15 protein-coding genes and 1 pseudogene are annotated in these 16,359 nt (G+C 55.6%); 15 read left to right on the top strand and 1 reads right to left on the bottom strand.

Going from position 1 to position 16,359, the window contains the following annotated elements; translation table 11 throughout:
* The first annotated feature begins 159 nt into the window (after window positions 1-159).
* Together DW133_RS07595 and DW133_RS07590 are read left to right on the top strand one after the other, a co-directional pair.
* Entirely contained in the window at window positions 160-1,611 is a 1,452-nt protein-coding gene (locus DW133_RS07595; protein ID WP_199588851.1) for a sodium:alanine symporter family protein, read from the top strand.
* Window positions 1,612-1,826: 215 nt separating this feature from the next.
* Complete coding sequence (locus DW133_RS07590) at window positions 1,827-2,342, top strand: DNA starvation/stationary phase protection protein (protein ID WP_118276066.1); 516 nt, start codon at window positions 1,827-1,829, stop codon at window positions 2,340-2,342.
* A 76-nt stretch (window positions 2,343-2,418) separates the two neighbouring features.
* Here DW133_RS07590 and DW133_RS07585 read toward each other — a convergent pair whose 3' ends face one another.
* The gene (locus DW133_RS07585; RefSeq protein ID WP_118276050.1) at window positions 2,419-3,246 is read right to left on the bottom strand and encodes a ZIP family metal transporter; all 828 of its coding nucleotides are present in this window, start codon (window positions 3,244-3,246) and stop codon (window positions 2,419-2,421) included.
* Window positions 3,247-3,513: 267 nt separating this feature from the next.
* Between DW133_RS07585 and accD the strand changes: the two genes are divergently transcribed.
* From accD to DW133_RS07520, 13 genes and pseudogenes are all read left to right on the top strand, one after another.
* Window positions 3,514-4,395, top strand: a complete 882-nt coding sequence (gene accD / locus DW133_RS07580) for an acetyl-CoA carboxylase, carboxyltransferase subunit beta (protein WP_118276049.1) — start codon at window positions 3,514-3,516, stop codon at window positions 4,393-4,395.
* A 57-nt stretch (window positions 4,396-4,452) separates the two neighbouring features.
* Window positions 4,453-5,346, top strand: coding sequence for a 4-hydroxy-tetrahydrodipicolinate synthase (dapA, locus tag DW133_RS07575; RefSeq protein WP_118276065.1), 894 nt, complete (start codon window positions 4,453-4,455; stop codon window positions 5,344-5,346).
* A 196-nt stretch (window positions 5,347-5,542) separates the two neighbouring features.
* A complete protein-coding gene (bamC, locus tag DW133_RS07570) occupies window positions 5,543-6,700 on the top strand; it encodes an outer membrane protein assembly factor BamC (RefSeq protein WP_118276048.1) in 1,158 nt (385 codons plus the stop codon).
* 96 nt (window positions 6,701-6,796) lie between these two features.
* Complete coding sequence (locus DW133_RS07565) at window positions 6,797-7,213, top strand: DUF805 domain-containing protein (RefSeq protein WP_158571156.1); 417 nt, start codon at window positions 6,797-6,799, stop codon at window positions 7,211-7,213.
* Window positions 7,214-7,236: 23 nt separating this feature from the next.
* Window positions 7,237-7,752 carry a peptidylprolyl isomerase gene (locus DW133_RS07560; protein ID WP_118276046.1) on the top strand — a complete coding sequence of 172 codons (516 nt, stop codon included), beginning with the start codon at window positions 7,237-7,239 and terminating at the stop codon, window positions 7,750-7,752.
* 116 nt (window positions 7,753-7,868) lie between these two features.
* Complete coding sequence (locus tag DW133_RS07555) at window positions 7,869-8,090, top strand: hypothetical protein (protein ID WP_118276045.1); 222 nt, start codon at window positions 7,869-7,871, stop codon at window positions 8,088-8,090.
* Between the two features lie 35 nt (window positions 8,091-8,125).
* Window positions 8,126-8,770 (top strand): annotated as a pseudogene (locus DW133_RS07550) (phosphatidylserine decarboxylase); the annotation flags it as partial.
* Window positions 8,771-9,042: 272 nt separating this feature from the next.
* On the top strand, window positions 9,043-9,993 hold the full coding sequence (pssA, locus tag DW133_RS07545; protein ID WP_118276043.1) for a CDP-diacylglycerol--serine O-phosphatidyltransferase: 951 nt from the start codon (window positions 9,043-9,045) through the stop codon (window positions 9,991-9,993).
* A gap of 75 nt (window positions 9,994-10,068) precedes the next feature.
* Window positions 10,069-10,764 (top strand): fumarylacetoacetate hydrolase family protein, encoded by a 696-nt coding sequence (locus DW133_RS07540; RefSeq protein ID WP_118276042.1) that lies wholly within the window; start codon window positions 10,069-10,071, stop codon window positions 10,762-10,764.
* A 225-nt stretch (window positions 10,765-10,989) separates the two neighbouring features.
* Window positions 10,990-12,822: a carbon starvation protein A gene (locus DW133_RS07535; protein WP_118276041.1), complete on the top strand. Its 1,833-nt coding sequence runs from the start codon at window positions 10,990-10,992 to the stop codon at window positions 12,820-12,822.
* Window positions 12,823-13,017: 195 nt separating this feature from the next.
* The gene (locus tag DW133_RS07530; protein ID WP_158571155.1) at window positions 13,018-14,859 is read left to right on the top strand and encodes a sensor histidine kinase; all 1,842 of its coding nucleotides are present in this window, start codon (window positions 13,018-13,020) and stop codon (window positions 14,857-14,859) included.
* Window positions 14,860-14,868: 9 nt separating this feature from the next.
* Window positions 14,869-15,495 (top strand): response regulator transcription factor, encoded by a 627-nt coding sequence (locus DW133_RS07525; RefSeq protein ID WP_118276039.1) that lies wholly within the window; start codon window positions 14,869-14,871, stop codon window positions 15,493-15,495.
* A 99-nt stretch (window positions 15,496-15,594) separates the two neighbouring features.
* Window positions 15,595-16,338, top strand: coding sequence for a MipA/OmpV family protein (locus tag DW133_RS07520; protein ID WP_118276038.1), 744 nt, complete (start codon window positions 15,595-15,597; stop codon window positions 16,336-16,338).
* The last annotated feature ends 21 nt before the right edge of the window (window positions 16,339-16,359 follow it).

Here is a 16,359-nt window from a genome sequence, read left to right as displayed (position 1 = left end):
AAGCGAGAGCGGCATTGTATCGATACAGTCTTAGACTCTCAAACGAGAAGTTGGTATGCGCCAAAGTTACTGCTTTCAGATTGCTCCGAAGCTTCTGTAAAATAGCGGCCTTTCTTTTCGACAGTAAAAACAAGAAGATACAACGGGGGATCGACAACATTGACTGACGGATTAAATCAATTTGCGCATATCCTTGGAGAACTTGTCGGCACGGTCAACAATTTTCTCTGGACGTACATTCTCATCGCTGCCCTGATTCTGCTGGGGCTGTGGTTTACCTACAAAACGAAGTTCGTTCAGATTCGCTGCATTCCCGAAATGTTTCGCCTTATTGGCGAAGGCGTCGGCAGTTTGCCGCGCGAGGGGCATATCTCGACGTTCCAGGCCTTCTGCGTGTCAACCGCTTCGCGCGTGGGCGTGGGCAACATCGCGGGCATTGCCATCGCGGTGGTTCTCGGTGGTCCGGGTGCCGTGTTCTGGATGTGGGTGATCGCAACGATCGGCGCGGCTTCGGGCTTTGTGGAATCGACGCTTGCTCAGATCTACAAGGTCAAGCGTCCTCAAGGCGGTTTTGCGGGTGGTCCGGCCTACTACATCCGCAACGTGATTGGCTCTCCCTTCTTTGCGGGCCTCTTTGCGGTCTTGATCTCGGTGACCTACGGCCTGATCTTCAATTCGGTTCAGGCAAACACGATGGCTTTGTCCGTGCAGACGAGCTGGGGTGTTTCGACCTTTGCCACGGGGCTTACGGTTGCAGTTCTCACGGCACTCATCATCTTCGGTGGTCTGACTCGCATCGCCCGCGTCGTGGGCGTGATGGTGCCTTTCATGGCTGGCGCCTACCTGATGGTCGCGATCTTCTTTACCTGCATGCACATCGATCAGTACCCGCGCGTGCTCTATGAAATCGTCACGAACGCGTTCGACTTCGACGCCGCCTACGGTGCGACGTTCGGCATGATCGTGATGACCGGCATCAAGCGTGGTCTCTTCTCGAACGAAGCCGGTATGGGTGCCGTTCCGAACGCTGCCGCTGCGGCCGATGCTACACATCCGGTCAAGCAGGGGCTGGTTCAGGCGCTCGGCGTTTACTTCGACACCATGGTTGTCTGTACGGCTTCGGCCATGATCGTTCTGATCGTGCCGGGCTGGAAGGAATCAGGGCTCACCGGCATCGAACTCATCCAGCACATGCTTTCCTCCGAGATCGGCTCCTGGATGAACCATTTCATCACGGTCGTGGTGCTTTTCTTTGCGTTTAGCTCCATCATCGGCAACTACTTCTACGGTGAAATGAACATGGGCTTTATCAGCAAGCATCCGGCGGCGCTGTGGATTTTCCGTGCTCTGGTGGTGCTGATGGCTTTCATCGGCAGCGTGACCGAACTGGGTTTGGTGTGGAATCTCGCCGATCTCTTCATGGCACTGATGGCTTTGGTCAACCTGGCGTCCATTGCGATAATCGGACGCTATGCCTACAGGGCGTTGGACGATTACATCAAGCAGAAGAAAGCCGGCATTGAGAATCCGGAATTCGATCCGAAATGTCTGGGCAATATGCGCGGCGTACAGTGCTGGCCTCGCAATAAAGACGAGGAAATTGTCCAGTAAATCAATTGGTTACAATTGACTTGACGGCAGTCGGAAGCAATTTCGGCTGCCGTTTTTTTCGAGATTTTCCAGACGAAACAAGGCTTTTTTGAGTGTTATAGAGAAAAGCTATCAAAAGAGGTCTCAAATAGTATTGGACGCGGACGAAACGGTATCCCATAATGCACTCAACACGGCGAACGAATCGCCGCACAGATTTGATAGGAGAAATGAAAATGACCTGCCCTCATGCTAACAACCAGGCTTGCGAAACCTCTGCCGTCTGCCCCGTCAAGGTTTATCTCGCCAATCTCGCTGTCCTGAACGCCAAGCTGCACAACCTGCACTGGAACGTCGTTGGCCGCGCCTTCATCCAGGTGCATGAATACACCGAGGGTCTCTACGACGAACTGTTCGAACAGTTTGACGCCGTGGCCGAAGCTATGAAGATGCGCGGTGGCTTCCCGCCGGTTCGTCTCAGCGAATTCCTGAAGATCGCCACGGTCGAAGAACTCGACGCCCGCGACTTCTCGGTGTCTGAAGTGCTGCAGATTGTGACCGAAGATGTGCTCAAGATGCAGGCTTTGGCCAAGGAAATCCGCGAAGGCGCCGACAAGATGGGCGACTACCTGCTCACGGCTCAGTTTGACGGCTATCTTGAAAGCTACGCCAAGCGCGTGTGGTTCCTCAAGGCGATGCAAAAGGATTGCTGCTGCGGCGGTGAAGAACAGTCCTGCAATTGCCACCACTAAAAGTTGACGAGACGCGCTAAGCGTCTCCGAAAGATTCGCAAAGCACTGTTGGAGATTTCTCCGGCGGTGCTTTTTTTCAGCCCAGCGTTGTGTCCAGAAGCATCATTACAACAAAGCCGGCCATGACGGACAAGGTGCCCAGATCGCTGTGTTCGTTTAAGTGCGCAGCCGGAATCAGCTCTTCAACAACAACGTACATCATGGCGCCGGCGGCGAAGGCCAACAGCCATGGCAGATAGGGAACGACAAGGCTTAATGCAAGAACGGTTAAAACGCCAAAAAGCGGTTCCATGGCTCCGCTGAAAACGCCCACGGCAAAGGCTTTGGCGCGGCTCATGGTGCCGCAGGCCAAAGGAAGCGATACGGCCGCGCCTTCCGGGATGTTCTGAATGCTCATGCCGAGCGCCAGTGCAAAGGCGCCCGAAAGAGCGGCTGGGTCCTGCGAGAGTGCCGCGATGGAAAAGGCAAGCCCCAGACTCATGCCTTCCGGGATATTGTGTAACGTCACGGCACTCACCAGCAGTGTCGTGCGGTCAAGCTTAACGCTGGGACCTTCGGGTGTCTCTGAGTCCGGGTGCATGTGCGGCGTGATTTTGTCCAGAAGCGCTACAAAGGCGACCCCCAAAAGGAATCCGCCGGTTGTCGGAAGCCAGCCGCTCACGCCGTTTTCCTGCGCGTGCTCCATGGCAGGTATCAAAAGCGACCAGACGCTGGCGGCAATCATGATTCCGGCAGCAAAACCCATGGCAAGCGGCTGAAACGTCCGGGCTTTTTGCTGCGACATCGGCACGAAAACCACGGCAGCGCCCAATGCAGTGGCGGCAAAAGACAAGCCTGTGCCCAAAAGTACGGCGGCAAGCGGACCGGACTGAATCAGATCGGTGAAGAACGAAAAATCAGGCATGCGGCAAAGAGAACAAGTGGAAATTCAAGTTAAAAAAAACAGAACAATCTTAACGGTCCCGAGTGGTATTTTCGGGCAATCGCCGAGACGAACCTAGCCGAAAAGATGACCATGAGCGCAAAACGCGTGCCGTATAATCGTTCGAATTCGAGATTGGAACAGGAGTTTGTTTTGTTCCAAGGTTTTAGCGTGCGCATTTGATGCCGGTCTCAATGGAGGCACGGGACGTGTGCGTGCGTGTCATTTCAGACGATTTATTCAGTAACCATGAGCTGGCTCACCCGCATCCTTCCAAAAATCGCTTCGAAACCCGCCGATGCCGAAAACAAAAAGAAAAGTCCCATCCCTGCGGGCTTGTGGACGAAGTGTCCCAAATGCGATCAGGTGCTCTACAAGGAAGAGCTTGATGATTCTCTGCAGGTCTGCCCGAAATGCGGCCATCATTTGCGCTTGAGCGGTCGCAAGCGTTTGGATGCCTTCCTCGATTGGAAGGGCGTGCACGAAGAAATCGGCGCGGACGTTCGTCCCGTTGATACGCTCGGTTTTGTTGACTCCAAGTCTTATCCGACCCGTTTGGAAGCCTCTCAGGGCGCCACGAAGGAAACAGACGCTCTGGTTGTCATGCGAGGCGAACTGCGCCGTCGCCCTGTTGTGGCGGCCGCTTTCGACTTCGCGTTCATGGGGGGCTCCATGGGCAGCGTGGTCGGCGAACGCTTCGCTTTGGGTGTGGAACGAGCTTTGCGTGAAAACATTCCGTTTGTGACCTTCACGAGCACGGGCGGCGCCCGCATGCAGGAAGGCCTGTTGTCACTCATGCAGATGGCCAAGACCAATGCGGCCGTGACGCTGCTTGAAAAAGCACGCATTCCGTACGTGTCCGTTTTGACCGACCCGACGATGGGCGGCGTGTCGGCCTCTTTTGCTTTCATGGGCGACGTGGTAATTGCAGAACCGCAGGCGCTGATCGGTTTTGCCGGTCCGCGCGTCATCGAGCAGACGGTTCGCGAAAAGCTGCCTGCGGGCTTTCAGCGCTCGCAGATGCTGCTTGAAAAGGGAGCCATCGACATGATTGTCGATCGTCGCGACATGCGTCAGGTGGTTTCCGAATTGATTGCGCTGCTGTCGAACAAGCCGACCCCCTCGGTATAACGGACTGCGTCGGGCGCAACGGTAAAGTTCAACAATGAAAACAGGGAGCAGATGATGTTGATTCAGGGTTCTTTGGTGGCTTTGGTCACCCCGATGACGCCCGAAGGCGCCGTGGATTGGGATGCGTACGAACGCTTGATTGAATGGCATATCGCCAGCGGTACGGACGGTATCGTCACGATGGGTACGACGGGCGAGTCGCCCACGCTCGATATTGCCGAGCACAACGAAGTTGTGGCCTTTACGGTGAAGAAGGTCGCCGGCCGCGTGCCTGTTATCGCCGGTACCGGCGGCAACTCCACGGCCGAAGCAATCGAACTGACGCAGCATGCCCGAGACGTCGGAGCTGACGTTTCGCTGCAGGTAGTTCCCTACTACAACAAACCCACGCAGGAAGGCCTCTACCAACACTTCAAGGCGATTGCCGAAGCGGTCAATATGCCGATGTGGCTCTACAATGTTCCCGGTCGGACGGTTGCGGATCTCAAGAACGAAACCGTGCTGCGACTGGCTCAGATTCCCAATATCGTTGGTCTGAAGGACGCTACCGGCGACATCGCTCGTGCGATTGATCTGCTGCGTCGCCTGCCGGAGGTTGTGGGCGACAAGGAGTTTGCCGTCTATTCCGGCAACGATGATTCGGCTTTGGCCTTGATGCTCGTGGGCGGCACGGGCGTGATCTCGGTGACGGCCAACCTCATGCCGCGCGAAATGCATGAAATGGCTTCGGCCGCCGTGGCCGGCAACGTTGCCGTGGCTCGCGCCATCAACAACCGACTCATGCCTTTGCACCAGAAGCTTTTCTGCGAACCCAATCCGGTGGCGCCGAAGTGGGCGCTTTACCGCATGGGACGCATTGGTTCGGGGATTCGTCTGCCGCTCACGCCGCTTTCGGAAGCCAATCGACCGGTGGTCGAAAAGGCGATGCGCGAAGCCGGCGTCGAGTTCTGAATCGTTGAATTTTCAACTCAATCAAGCCCGTGACCCTCTCCGGTTGCGGGCTTGGATCCGACTGTAACTCGTATCGAGTTGTGTTCGGCGGCTGTCGCAAAAGCCATCCTTTGCTAAACTTCGCAAAATTCAGTTTCTTCGCCCGCAGTCAGGTCAGGCTGCTTGAGCGGGCGTTATTCAAGGAAAGAACACTTTTATGGTGAATCGTGCTTTGAGGGCTGCGGCTGTTGTTTCTGCAATTGCAGCTTTGACCGGATGTAATGCGCTCGGGGTTAACTTCGGCGACGAAAAGGTTCAGTATGAAACCTCTACGTCGCGTGCTCCGCTGGAAGTGCCGCCGGATCTCAACACCGTGACGAACAACGATCGTTTTGCGGTTCCTTCCCGTCCCCAGATTGTGAGTGCCAATGCCGAAGCGGCCAAGGCTCGCATGGATGCGGAAGCTCGCGGCGATCAACCCTCCCAGGTTCTGCCTGAAACCGATTACGCCAAAGTTGTGCGCGACGGTCAGTTCCGTTATGTTCACGTGGCGGTCTCGCCTGATCGAGTCTGGCCCTTGCTGCAGGACTTCTGGGCAAGCGTCGGCCTCGCTGTGAAGTACCAGGATGCCAAGACCGGCATCATCCAGACGGAATGGGCCGAAAACAAGGCCAATCTCCCGAAGGACATCATTCGTGCCACCATCGGTAAAGCGCTGGACGTCGTTTACGACACCGGCACGCGTGATCAGTACCGCGCCCGCATGGAACGCGCTGAAGACGGCACGACGAACATCTTCATCACGCACCGCCAGATGGTGGAAGTGCTCAAGGGCCGTCAGGAAGAGAGCACGATTTGGCAGCCCGGTCCGAGCGATCCCGAGCTCGAAGCCGTGATGCTTACGCGCCTGGCTCAGATGCTTGAGACCGAGTTCAATCCGAAGGCCAAACCTGAAGAACAGAAGGCTCTCGAACAACTGGCTGCCGTGAAGTACTCACCGATGAGCCATATCGAAGAAGGCGCAGACGGCAAGCCCGTTGCCGTTGTGATCGACGAGCCGTTCGATCGTGCGTGGCGTCGCGTCGGTGTTGCGCTCGATCGCGGCGGCTTCGAAGTGACCGACCGCGACCGTACGCAGGGTCTCTTCATGATCAACTACCTGGATCCTGACTACGAACAGCAGAAAAAGAGCGAACAGGGCTTCTTTGCAAACCTCTTCTCCAATGCCGAAGCGGTTGACCCGGTTCCCTACCGCATTCGTCTGACGCCGGACGGCGAAACGACACGCGTGACGGTGACCGGTGAAGACGGCCGTGCCGATACCACGGGTGTCGCACCGCGCATCCTCACGCTGATCGGCGAACAAACGCGCTAATCGCAACGTCGGTTCAACGCACATTTTGAATGTGCCTAAAAGCGGGACAGCGTCCAAAGAGCGTGTGTCCCGCTTGTGTTATCAAGGAAAAAAGAAGTGAGTTCTGGTTCGGTGATCGGCGAAGCCTTGAGCGTGCGCTTTTCGGGGCGAGTGCCGCGGCGTGTCTTCTGGGTGTCCGCATTGTTGTGCTCGGTGTTGGGCTGGCTTGTCGGCTGGCTTTACGCGACGCTTTACATGACCACTATGACGGAAATCACCTGGGACTTCGTGACGGTGGCCGTCGGAGCTTTCCAAATCTGGCTTGCACTCATTTCCGTTTCCATTTCCGTACGTCGACTGCACGACGTCGGCCGCAACGGCCTGTGGGTTCTGCCGATCGTTCTCGTTCCCGTACTGGGAGCTATTTTCTGGTTTGTGCTCGGCTGCCTTGTCGGAGAGCAGCACGAAAACCGTTACGGTCCTGATCCATACGCCACCCGAAACAATCTCAACGCTCTCACGACCGCTTCGTAGAAACGAGGCAATCGGAGTAAAGAATGCTTATTGAAAAGGATTGCGTCGTGGGCATCCACGTGCGCATGTTTGATCTGCAAAAAAATCTTCTGGAAGAAACCGAACCGCAGGGAGTGACGTATCTGCACGGCCACGGTGACATTTTTCCTAAGCTCGAGCAGGCGCTCGAAGGCAAGAAGGCGGGTGAAACGGTGGTCGTTCAGCTTGAGCCCGACGAAGCTTTCGGCGATTTTGACGATGAGGCCATTCGTCTTGTACCGGTCGAGTCCTTGGGCGACCCGGAACTGATCGTTCCCGGTCTGGTGTTTTCCAGCGTCCCGGGCGAAACGCCCGACGGCAGAAACTGGCGAGTGACGGATGTTGCCGAAGGCATGGCCGTGCTTGACGCCAACCACCCTTTGGCCGGTTGGTCTCTGAAGTTTGAAGTCAAGGTGCTTTCCGTGAGCAAGCCCGAGGGCGAAGTCACCGGCAACGACGAAGTGGTGGTGCCGGGCTTTCTGGGTTTTGCCGAGAAAATCATCGACGACGAGACCGATTAGGCCTGACGTTTATAATTTGCTGATGGGCAACGCAAGGCCAGGCTTTGCGTCCGATACTCAGTGAATTGAAATTTCAACTATTTTCACTTTGTTATTACAAGACGGGGTTACCATCCATGACCATGCGACAAGACGAAACCGACGTTAACTTCCTCGACATTAAACCGGCCGATTTGGAGCATGCGGCGCAGGTGCTGCGCGGAGAGCTCGAAGCAAATCGCCGCGCATGGGAAAAGACGTGCTGGTCGCTGGAATACGTCAAGAAGAACCATGCTGAAGACACGGTGCTCATCGAAGCGCTGGAGACGATTCGTCATCATCTTGAACGCCGCATGTAAGGCGTCGACACCCGATCTAACTCTACGGAGCTTTTATCTTGGAACGCATTTATCCGCATCCGTTCTTTGCTCGTGAAGGCTGGGCCATCATGGGCATCGCTTTTGTGCTTGCCCTGCTCGTGCAGATTTTTGTCGGTGGCTTCGTTGCCGGCATTTTCTGGCTGCTGTTTCTGTTTGTGGCGCAGTTTTTCCGTGATCCGGCTCGTGAAATGACCGATGACGAAAAGGCCGTGGTGGCTCCCGTCGACGGCCGCGTCATCAAGGTTGAGGAGGCTGTTTGCCCCTATACGGGTGAACAGACCAAGCTCGTGTCGATCTTCATGAACGTCTTCAATGTTCACAGCCAGAAGACGCCGGTTGCGGGCAAGATCGAAAAGATCGAATACTTCCACGGCCGCTACCTCAACGCTTCGCTTGACAAGGCAAGCGAACAGAACGAACGTAACGCGATGACGGTCGTGACCGAAGACGGCCAGCGCGTGTGCTTCGTGCAGATCGCCGGCCTCGTCGCACGCCGCATTCTGTGCTATCGCATGGTAGGCGACGTGGTTAAGAAGGGTGAACGCTACGGCTTCATTCGCTTCGGTTCTCGTGTGGACGTCTATCTGCCGATGAGCGCTCAGGTGCTTGTATCAATTGGTGAAAAGACGACCGGTGTGGAAACCGTGATTGCTCGCTTGGGCGAACCCGTGCAGCCGCCTGTTGCACATGAAGAAGAAACGACCGAAACCGTTGGCACGGCCGAAGAACAAGCAGCGCCCGAAGCTGCCGCGCAGTCAAGCGCTGTTGATGCCAAGCCCGAAGACAAGGCTCAGTAAACACTGAAAGCTTCGGTTACCAAAAAGAGGCGAGCCCGCACCGAAAAAGAATTTCCAGTGGAAGAATTCCCTGTAGGTCGCGGGCTCGTTGTTTTTTGAACACTCGCCGATAAAACACTCAGGCAAGAAATCGTATGGCTGTTGAAAGAATTCGCCGTCGCCGTCCGGTACGGCAACGCATCATTGAAGTTGGCCGCAAGAAGGTTGTGAAGGTTCGCTCGCGCGGTCTTTTTGTGTTGCCCAATCTGTTCACCACGGCTTCGCTTTTCTGCGCGTTCATTTCGATCGTGCAGGCAATGGAGCAAAACTTCGGTCTGGCCGCGCTGATGATTATGCTCAGCATGCTCTTTGACGGCATGGACGGACGCGTGGCTCGTCTGACGCACACGCAAAGCGAGTTCGGCGTGCAGTTCGACTCGATTGCCGACATGACGGCTTTCGGTGTGGCTCCCGCCCTTGTGATGTACAAGTTCTGCCTGTATACGCTCGGCGGCTTGGGCTGGGCTGCGGCTTTCGTGTACTGTCTGTGCGCGGGTGTGCGCTTGGCGCGGTTTAACTGCAACGTCGGCGTTGTTGACAAACGCTTCTTCCAGGGGCTGCCGAGTCCGGCCGCCGCAGCGCTTCTGGCCGGTTTCGTGTGGCTTGCCGTTGAAAACAAGATGCCGACCTTCCTGGGTGAATCGTTGCCTTGGTTTGCTTTCGTGCTGACGATCTACGCGGGCCTCACCATGGTCTGCAACGCGCCGTTTTATTCCGGTAAGTCGGGCGTTTCACTCAAAAACGCTCCCTTTATCGTCATGGTGGCGGGCGCTTTGGCCTTTATCCTGATTTCAAGCAATCCGCCGCTGGCAATCTTCACGATCTTCTGCGTGTATGCCTTGAGCGGCTACGCTTATCAGCTGTGGCTTTTCATCAGCGACAAGCCCAATCCCGTGCTGCCTGGCGAATACACGGTTGATTTTGGCTCGTCTGAGCCCGAGTCTGTTGCTGAAGCGGGCCCTGACTTCCCCGAAGAAGAACCGGCCGAAACGAAGACTGACCCGAGTGCTCGACAGAGCGAGTCCAGTCCCTCAGTGAAGCCTTGATACCATTTACAAAGTCCCGCTTCAAGACGGTGTTTTTGGGGCGGGAAAATTTTTGTTTCATCAAAGAGAGTTTTCATGTTTGTGTTTGCACCCGCGCCGCAGGCCGTTGTGCCCGTTTCCGGCGAAAAGAATGTGTTTTTCCCAGTCAACCGTGTCTACTGCGTCGGCCGCAATTACGCTGATCACGACAAGGAAATGGGCGGTACTGGCAAGACGACGCCGTGCTTTTTTGCCAAACCCGCCGATGCGATATTCCCGATTGATGCAGGCAAAACGGCTCAGGTGCCGTTTCCTCAGCACACCGAAAACCTGCAGCATGAAGTCGAACTCGTGGTTGCCGTCGGCAAGTCCGGCAAGGATCTAACGGTCGAGCAGGCAGCCGAGTGCATCTGGGGTTGGGCCGTGGGCGTGGACTTGACTCGCCGCGACCTGCAGGCCGAAGCCAAGGCCAAGGGCCGTCCCTGGACCACTGCCAAGAGCTTTGACTATTCGGGGCCTGTTTCGCATATTGTGCGCAAGGAAAACGTGCTTGATCCGAGCGACACTGAACTGTGGCTTTATGTCAATAACGAGTGCAAGCAGAAGGGCAGCACCCGCGACATGATCTGGTCGGTTGCCGAAGTGCTCGCCGAAATCTCCTCGTATTGGGAACTCAAGGCCGGCGATCTGGTCTTTACCGGCAGTCCCTCAGGCGTTTCCACACTGCATCGCGGTGATATTGTGCGCGCGGGCTGCAACGGCATCGGCATGATCGAATTCGAGCTTGTGTAAGCACCGAAAAGCCCAAAATTAGGCAAAAAGAAGGCGGTTCTTTTAAAACCGTCTTTTTTTTATGCGTTAGCTAGGGTAAGTACCTAATCAAAGGTTTTTATTTCACATGTTGTCTGCATAAACTGTTTCAAAATCTTGCCATAGTTTCCAAGGCAGATTTTTTTGCGGCCTCTCTCGGGGACCGTTGATAACAAAAAAGACATTTTTCAAGAGAAAGGAGCTCTCATGTCGTCGTTCGACGGAGTCAATGCCGTAACGATCATCTTTGCAGCGCTCTGCGTTTTTGCAATTGGATATCGTTTCTACGGCCTGTTTATTGCAGCCAAGGTGCTTAACGTGGATGCCAACCGCGTGACCCCCGCTGTGAAGTACGCTGACGGTCAGGACTATGTCAAGACCGATAAGTTCGTGCTGTTCGGGCATCACTTTGCCGCTATTGCCGCTGCCGGTCCGCTGCTCGGTCCCGTGCTTGCCGCACAGTTCGGTTATTTGCCCGGTTTGTTGTGGATTTTGATCGGCTGTGTGCTCGCCGGCGGCGTGCATGACATGGTCGTGCTGTTTTGCTCGGTGCGTCACAAGGGCCGTTCGCTGGCTTATATTGCCACGCGCGAAATCGATCCCACCACGGGTTTTGTGGCATCTTGGGCCGTGCTCGCAATTTTGATCCTGACGCTTGCCGGTCTGTCGATTGCTTGCGTGAACGCCATGCATGACTCGCTGTGGTCGACCTACACGGTTGTCGCAACGATTCCGATCGCCATCATCATGGGTCTGTACCTGCAGATTTGGCGTAAGGGCGACGTTCTCGGCGCAACGCTTCTGGGCGTGGTGCTGCTGTTCCTGTGCATCCTTTCCGGCCCGTGGGTTGCTTCGCACCCCGAATACTTCGGATTCCTTGACATTGACCGCAAGACGATGTCGGTGTTGATCCCGGTCTACGGCTTCTTTGCTTCGGTGCTTCCGGTCTGGCTGTTGCTGTTGCCGCGTGACTATCTGTCGACCTTCCTGAAGGTCGGGACGATTCTGGCTCTTGCTCTTGGCATTCTTTTTGTGATGCCCGAGTTCAAGATGCCCGCCATCACCGAATTCATCCACGGCGGCGGCCCGATTGTGGGCGGTCCTGTGATTCCGTTCATCTTCATTACCATCGCCTGCGGTGCTTTGTCCGGTTTCCACGCCACGATCGGTACGGGTACGACGCCCAAGATGATCGGCAACGAAAAGGACGTGCTTTTCGTTGGTTACGGTGCGATGCTTACTGAAGGCTTCGTGGCTGTGATGGCTCTGGTGGCGGCTTGCGTGCTCGTGCCTGCCGACTACTTCGCTATCAATGCGCCGGCTGCCAAGTTTGCCGAACTCGGCATGCAGGTTCAGAACCTGCCTATGCTTGAAGCTGAAGTGCAGGAAACTCTGGCTGCTCGTCCGGGCGGCTCCGTATCGCTCGCCGTCGGCATGGCCTACATCTTCTCCCGTATTCCCTGGATGGAAGATCTGATGGCCTATTGGTACCACTTCGCGATCATGTTTGAAGCAGTCTTCATTCTGACCGCCGTTGACGCCGGCACCCGCGTCGGTCGCTTCTTCCTGCAGGAAATGATCGGCCGCTACATCTCGCCGAAGTTCAATCAGAAGGATTGGGTGCCGGGCATCATCATCACCAGCGTGCTGTTTACCGGTTCCTGGGGCTACCTTGTGTATTCGGGGGATATTTCCAGCATTTGGCCGCTCTTCGGTATCTGCAACCAGTTGCTAGCCTCTGTGACGCTTTTGATCGGCACGACCGTGTTGCTGCGCATGAACAAGGGCAAGTATGCTTGGATGACCGGCGTGCCCGGCTTGCTGATGACCGTTATCACGATCTGGGCCGGCATCTGGTTGGTTGTCAACCAATATCTGCCCAATGGCCAGCATCTGCTCGCTACGCTCTCCTGCGTTGTGATGCTGCTGATGGCGTTCGTGATCTTCGGCACGCTGCGTCGTTGGATGGTTCTCATCAACATGAAGACCATCACGCGCGATCAGTACGGCGTTGAAGTGAAGGAAGTCGTTGAAGAATAAGTCTTCGCTTCCCTAGCTTTGATGAAACTGCAAAACCTCGCTTTGGCGAGGTTTTGCGTTTCGGGCGTCCTCAAATTTCGGCAAAATTCGAACGTACTGCAACCGACGGTGTTTTTTGAGATGACCCGCTTCCAAAGATTTCTGACGGCCTTAAGCTGCGCTTTTTTTTGTGTGACAGTCCGAGCCGAGACTGTTGTGCCAGCGCAGGACGGCATTGTTCTCAATTTGGTTTCGCGGCTGGATGATTTCGGCGCATATGCCACCTCGGTGCAATTGCCGCGACCGATCAATTTCGGCATCGTTGCCTACACGCGGCCGTCTCCCAACGAAGCGGTGGTAAACGCTACGATTCACTCCCTTCGTCGATCGTTCGGCGAAGAGAACGTGCGCGTGCGCGAATATACGATGACGGAGCTCGCGCAAGCCATTCGTGATGAAGAGGTCGATATTTTTCTTTCAAGCGCGGGTTTTTACTGGCGCCTGATGCAAAGCGGAGCGGTGGCGGTTGCTTCTCTGGCAAGCAAAGCTTATCCGGATCCCAATCATGGGGAAGGTTCTGCTTTTGTGGTCCGTTCGGATTCGACAATTCAAAGCTTTGTCGACATGAAGGGGAAAAAGGCGGCAGCATCAAGTGCAGGCGGCTTTACAGGTTATTTGATTCCGATGGGAGAGGTCGTCCGCCGCGGTTATCCGTTTGAAAAGTTTTTCAGTTCAGTGGCTTTCGTCGGTCCCGACGACCGGCTCAAAGCGGGTTTTGATCTGATGCGAGAAGGTAAGGTTGACGTGGCAATTCTGCGTCAATGCTGGCTTGAACATTACCTGCAAAAGCACCCGCAGGAAAGGGGTTCGTATCGCGTCATTGAGCCGCGTGACAGAACGCCCGCGCAGGTGAAAAACGGCGTGTGTCAACGCTCGACTGAACTGTATCCGAGTTGGGTGCTCGCATCGGCTCCCGCCGCTCCTCCCGAAATTACTAAAGCCGTGGTGTACGCAGCTTTTTCAATGGCGCCCACCGGCGACGGTCACTACTGGACGGTCGGCACCGACTACCGTGCCGTCGACGAGCTATACCGCTCACTGCGTTTGGGACCTTATGAGTGGATGCGCAATTGGACCTTTAGTCGCATATGGGACGAATACGGCAACCTTATCATCGCGTTTTTTGTTTTTCTGCTGGCATGGATTGCTCACTCGGTACGCGTCACAAGGCTCGTGGCTATCCGTACCAAGGAACTTCGTGATGCTTTGGAGCGAGAAAAGGAACTCAAAGCCCAGGCCAACGAAACGCACGAGCGCATCGAGCGTCTGCAAAAAAGCGGTATTGTCGGTCAGCTCTCGTCGATGATTGCGCACGAGCTACGGCAACCGATGAGCGCTGCATTGCTCTTTAGCAAGAGCGCCAGAAAGATTCTCTCTCGCGAGGAGCCCAACACGCGGCTTCTTACCGAGGTGCTCGGCAATATTGAGTCTCAGATTGAAAGAGCCAACAGCATCATCGACAATGTGCGCTCGTATGCCAAGGGCATTCGCAAATCACGACAAAAAGTCGACTTGAAAGTCATTATTGATCAGTCGATTGCCGCCTTTCGAAGCACAGGGCGTTACCCGAAGGTCGACATTTTTGTGGAAACCGATCCGGGCGTCATTTTTGAAGCCAATCCGCTGGAGTGGGAACTGGTGACGCACAATCTTGTGAAAAATGCCTGCGAGGCCTGTCAAAATACGGAACGCCCGACAGTGCGCGTGGGGCTCGAACATCTTGCCATCGACAAGGTGCGTCTGACTGTTTCGGACAACGGCGAGACGCTCAGCGAGGCGGACTTTGAGCGCCTGACGCAACCTCTGATGAGCGTCAAGGAAGAGGGGCTCGGACTTGGGCTGCAGATTGTGCGCGGCATTGCCGAGTCGCATGGCGCTCGGCTACATTTTGTGCGCAACAGAACGCGCGGTTTGACGGCTGTCATTGATATCAATCTGCGCGGATCCAAGAAGCAGAAAGCCGATAAACAACAAACCGAAAATGACCGAACGGCTTAGGAATCAAGCATGGAACCCGATTACATCAAGCAAAAGGCCCTGATTCGAATTCTTGACGACGACGAAGCGCTCGGCGCGGCTTTAAAGCTCTATCTTGAGCTTGACGGCTGGCAGGTAGCGGCTTACACCTCGGCTCGCCGCTTTTTTGCCGAAGATCGTCCGTCTGTGCCCGGCTGCCTCGTGCTTGACGTGCGTATGCCCGAACTGACGGGCTTGGAGTGCCAACGCCTACTCAACGAGCGGCAATCAAATATCCCGATCGTGTTTATTTCCGGACACGGCGACATTGACATGGCCGTACGGACGATTCTTGACGGCGCCTACGACTTCCTGCAAAAGCCGGTTGATGAGGAGCGCCTCGTGCGCTCGGTGATGCGGGCTGCCGGCGACAGCGTCATGAAGGCCGAAGGCAAGGTGAGCGACGAGGCTGCGGCCGCGTTGGTTGAAAGGCTCACGGAGCGCGAGCTCGAGGTGGCTAAGCTGGTGGCGCAGGGGCTTGTGAGCCGTATCGTCGGTGAGCGACTCGGCATTTCGCCGCGTACGGCTGAACTGCATCGCTCACACGCAATGAAGAAGCTTTCGGCAGCCAGTCCGGAACATCTTAAAAATATTCTCAAAAGCGCCGGCGCAATTTGAATTTTTTGGCCCCTGCGCCGGCGGCGCCAATGTCAAAATCCAGAAAACTTTTTTTACCGGCAAGAGAATTTTTGCCGAACTTTTTCGATCATTACCACCATGAACAAAACAATCACTCTGGCGGTCGCCGCAACATGCGCCCTGTGCGCCGGCAGCACTTTCGCTGCGGAATACGCGCTCGGTGCGGGTATCCACATGAACGCCAGCGAATACAAAGGCGTGGATATCGAAGTTGTTCCGGCTCCGATCATGAACGCCGAGACGGAATACTTCTATCTGCACGGCCTGGAAGCGGGCGGCTATCTTTTGAAGAGTCCCAAGCATGCCGTCATGCTCGGCGTGTCGTATATGCCGCTTGAATTTGATGCCGGCGACAGTGACGACCGTCAGATGAAGCAGTTGGACGATCGCGATGCGAGCGCCTTTCTTAATCTGAGCTACCGCTACACCGGTGATTGGGCCAGTTTCGGCGCCAAGATTTCCGGAGACATTCTGGGCGAGAGCAACGGCATTCTCGTTGACGTGAATGCCGCCAAGCGCTTTCAGATCCAGCGCTTGGGGATCACGCCGATGATCGGTGTGACCTGGTCGAGCGCCAACTTCAACGACTACTACTACGGTATTTCCGCAGCCGAGTCCGCCAGAAGCGGTCTGGAAGAATACGAAGCCGACAGCTCCGTGACACCCTACGCCCGCATGGTGTTTGACTACAGCTTCAACGATCACCTCTCGATCTGGCTGGAAGGCTCCGTACGTCACCTCGGCAGCGAAGTCAAGGACAGCCCGATGGTTGAAGACAGCGTGCGTCTGGGCTTTGGCGGCGGCGTCAACTGGCGCTTCTAAACAAGTCTGACACAAAGAAAA

Source organism: Sutterella sp. AM11-39, assembly GCF_003472385.1.
Taxonomy (GTDB): domain Bacteria; phylum Pseudomonadota; class Gammaproteobacteria; order Burkholderiales; family Burkholderiaceae_F; genus Duodenibacillus; species Duodenibacillus intestinigallinarum.
This window is presented reverse-complemented; position numbering and strand designations above follow the sequence as displayed.

What these genes read in the sequence shown, in the direction of transcription:
- DW133_RS07540 (WP_118276042.1), top strand. Translation starts at nt 10,069, where the DNA reads ATGTTTGTGTTTGCACCCGCGCCGCAGGCCGTTGTGCCCGTTTCCGGC.
- DW133_RS07560 (WP_118276046.1), top strand. Translation starts at nt 7,237, where the DNA reads ATGCTTATTGAAAAGGATTGCGTCGTGGGCATCCACGTGCGCATGTTT.
- pssA (WP_118276043.1), top strand. Translation starts at nt 9,043, where the DNA reads ATGGCTGTTGAAAGAATTCGCCGTCGCCGTCCGGTACGGCAACGCATC.
- DW133_RS07590 (WP_118276066.1), top strand. Translation starts at nt 1,827, where the DNA reads ATGACCTGCCCTCATGCTAACAACCAGGCTTGCGAAACCTCTGCCGTC.
- DW133_RS07525 (WP_118276039.1), top strand. Translation starts at nt 14,869, where the DNA reads ATGGAACCCGATTACATCAAGCAAAAGGCCCTGATTCGAATTCTTGAC.
- DW133_RS07520 (WP_118276038.1), top strand. Translation starts at nt 15,595, where the DNA reads ATGAACAAAACAATCACTCTGGCGGTCGCCGCAACATGCGCCCTGTGC.
- DW133_RS07535 (WP_118276041.1), top strand. Translation starts at nt 10,990, where the DNA reads ATGTCGTCGTTCGACGGAGTCAATGCCGTAACGATCATCTTTGCAGCG.
- DW133_RS07555 (WP_118276045.1), top strand. Translation starts at nt 7,869, where the DNA reads ATGACCATGCGACAAGACGAAACCGACGTTAACTTCCTCGACATTAAA.
- DW133_RS07585 (WP_118276050.1), bottom strand. Translation starts at nt 3,246, where the DNA reads ATGCCTGATTTTTCGTTCTTCACCGATCTGATTCAGTCCGGTCCGCTT.
- bamC (WP_118276048.1), top strand. Translation starts at nt 5,543, where the DNA reads ATGGTGAATCGTGCTTTGAGGGCTGCGGCTGTTGTTTCTGCAATTGCA.
- accD (WP_118276049.1), top strand. Translation starts at nt 3,514, where the DNA reads ATGAGCTGGCTCACCCGCATCCTTCCAAAAATCGCTTCGAAACCCGCC.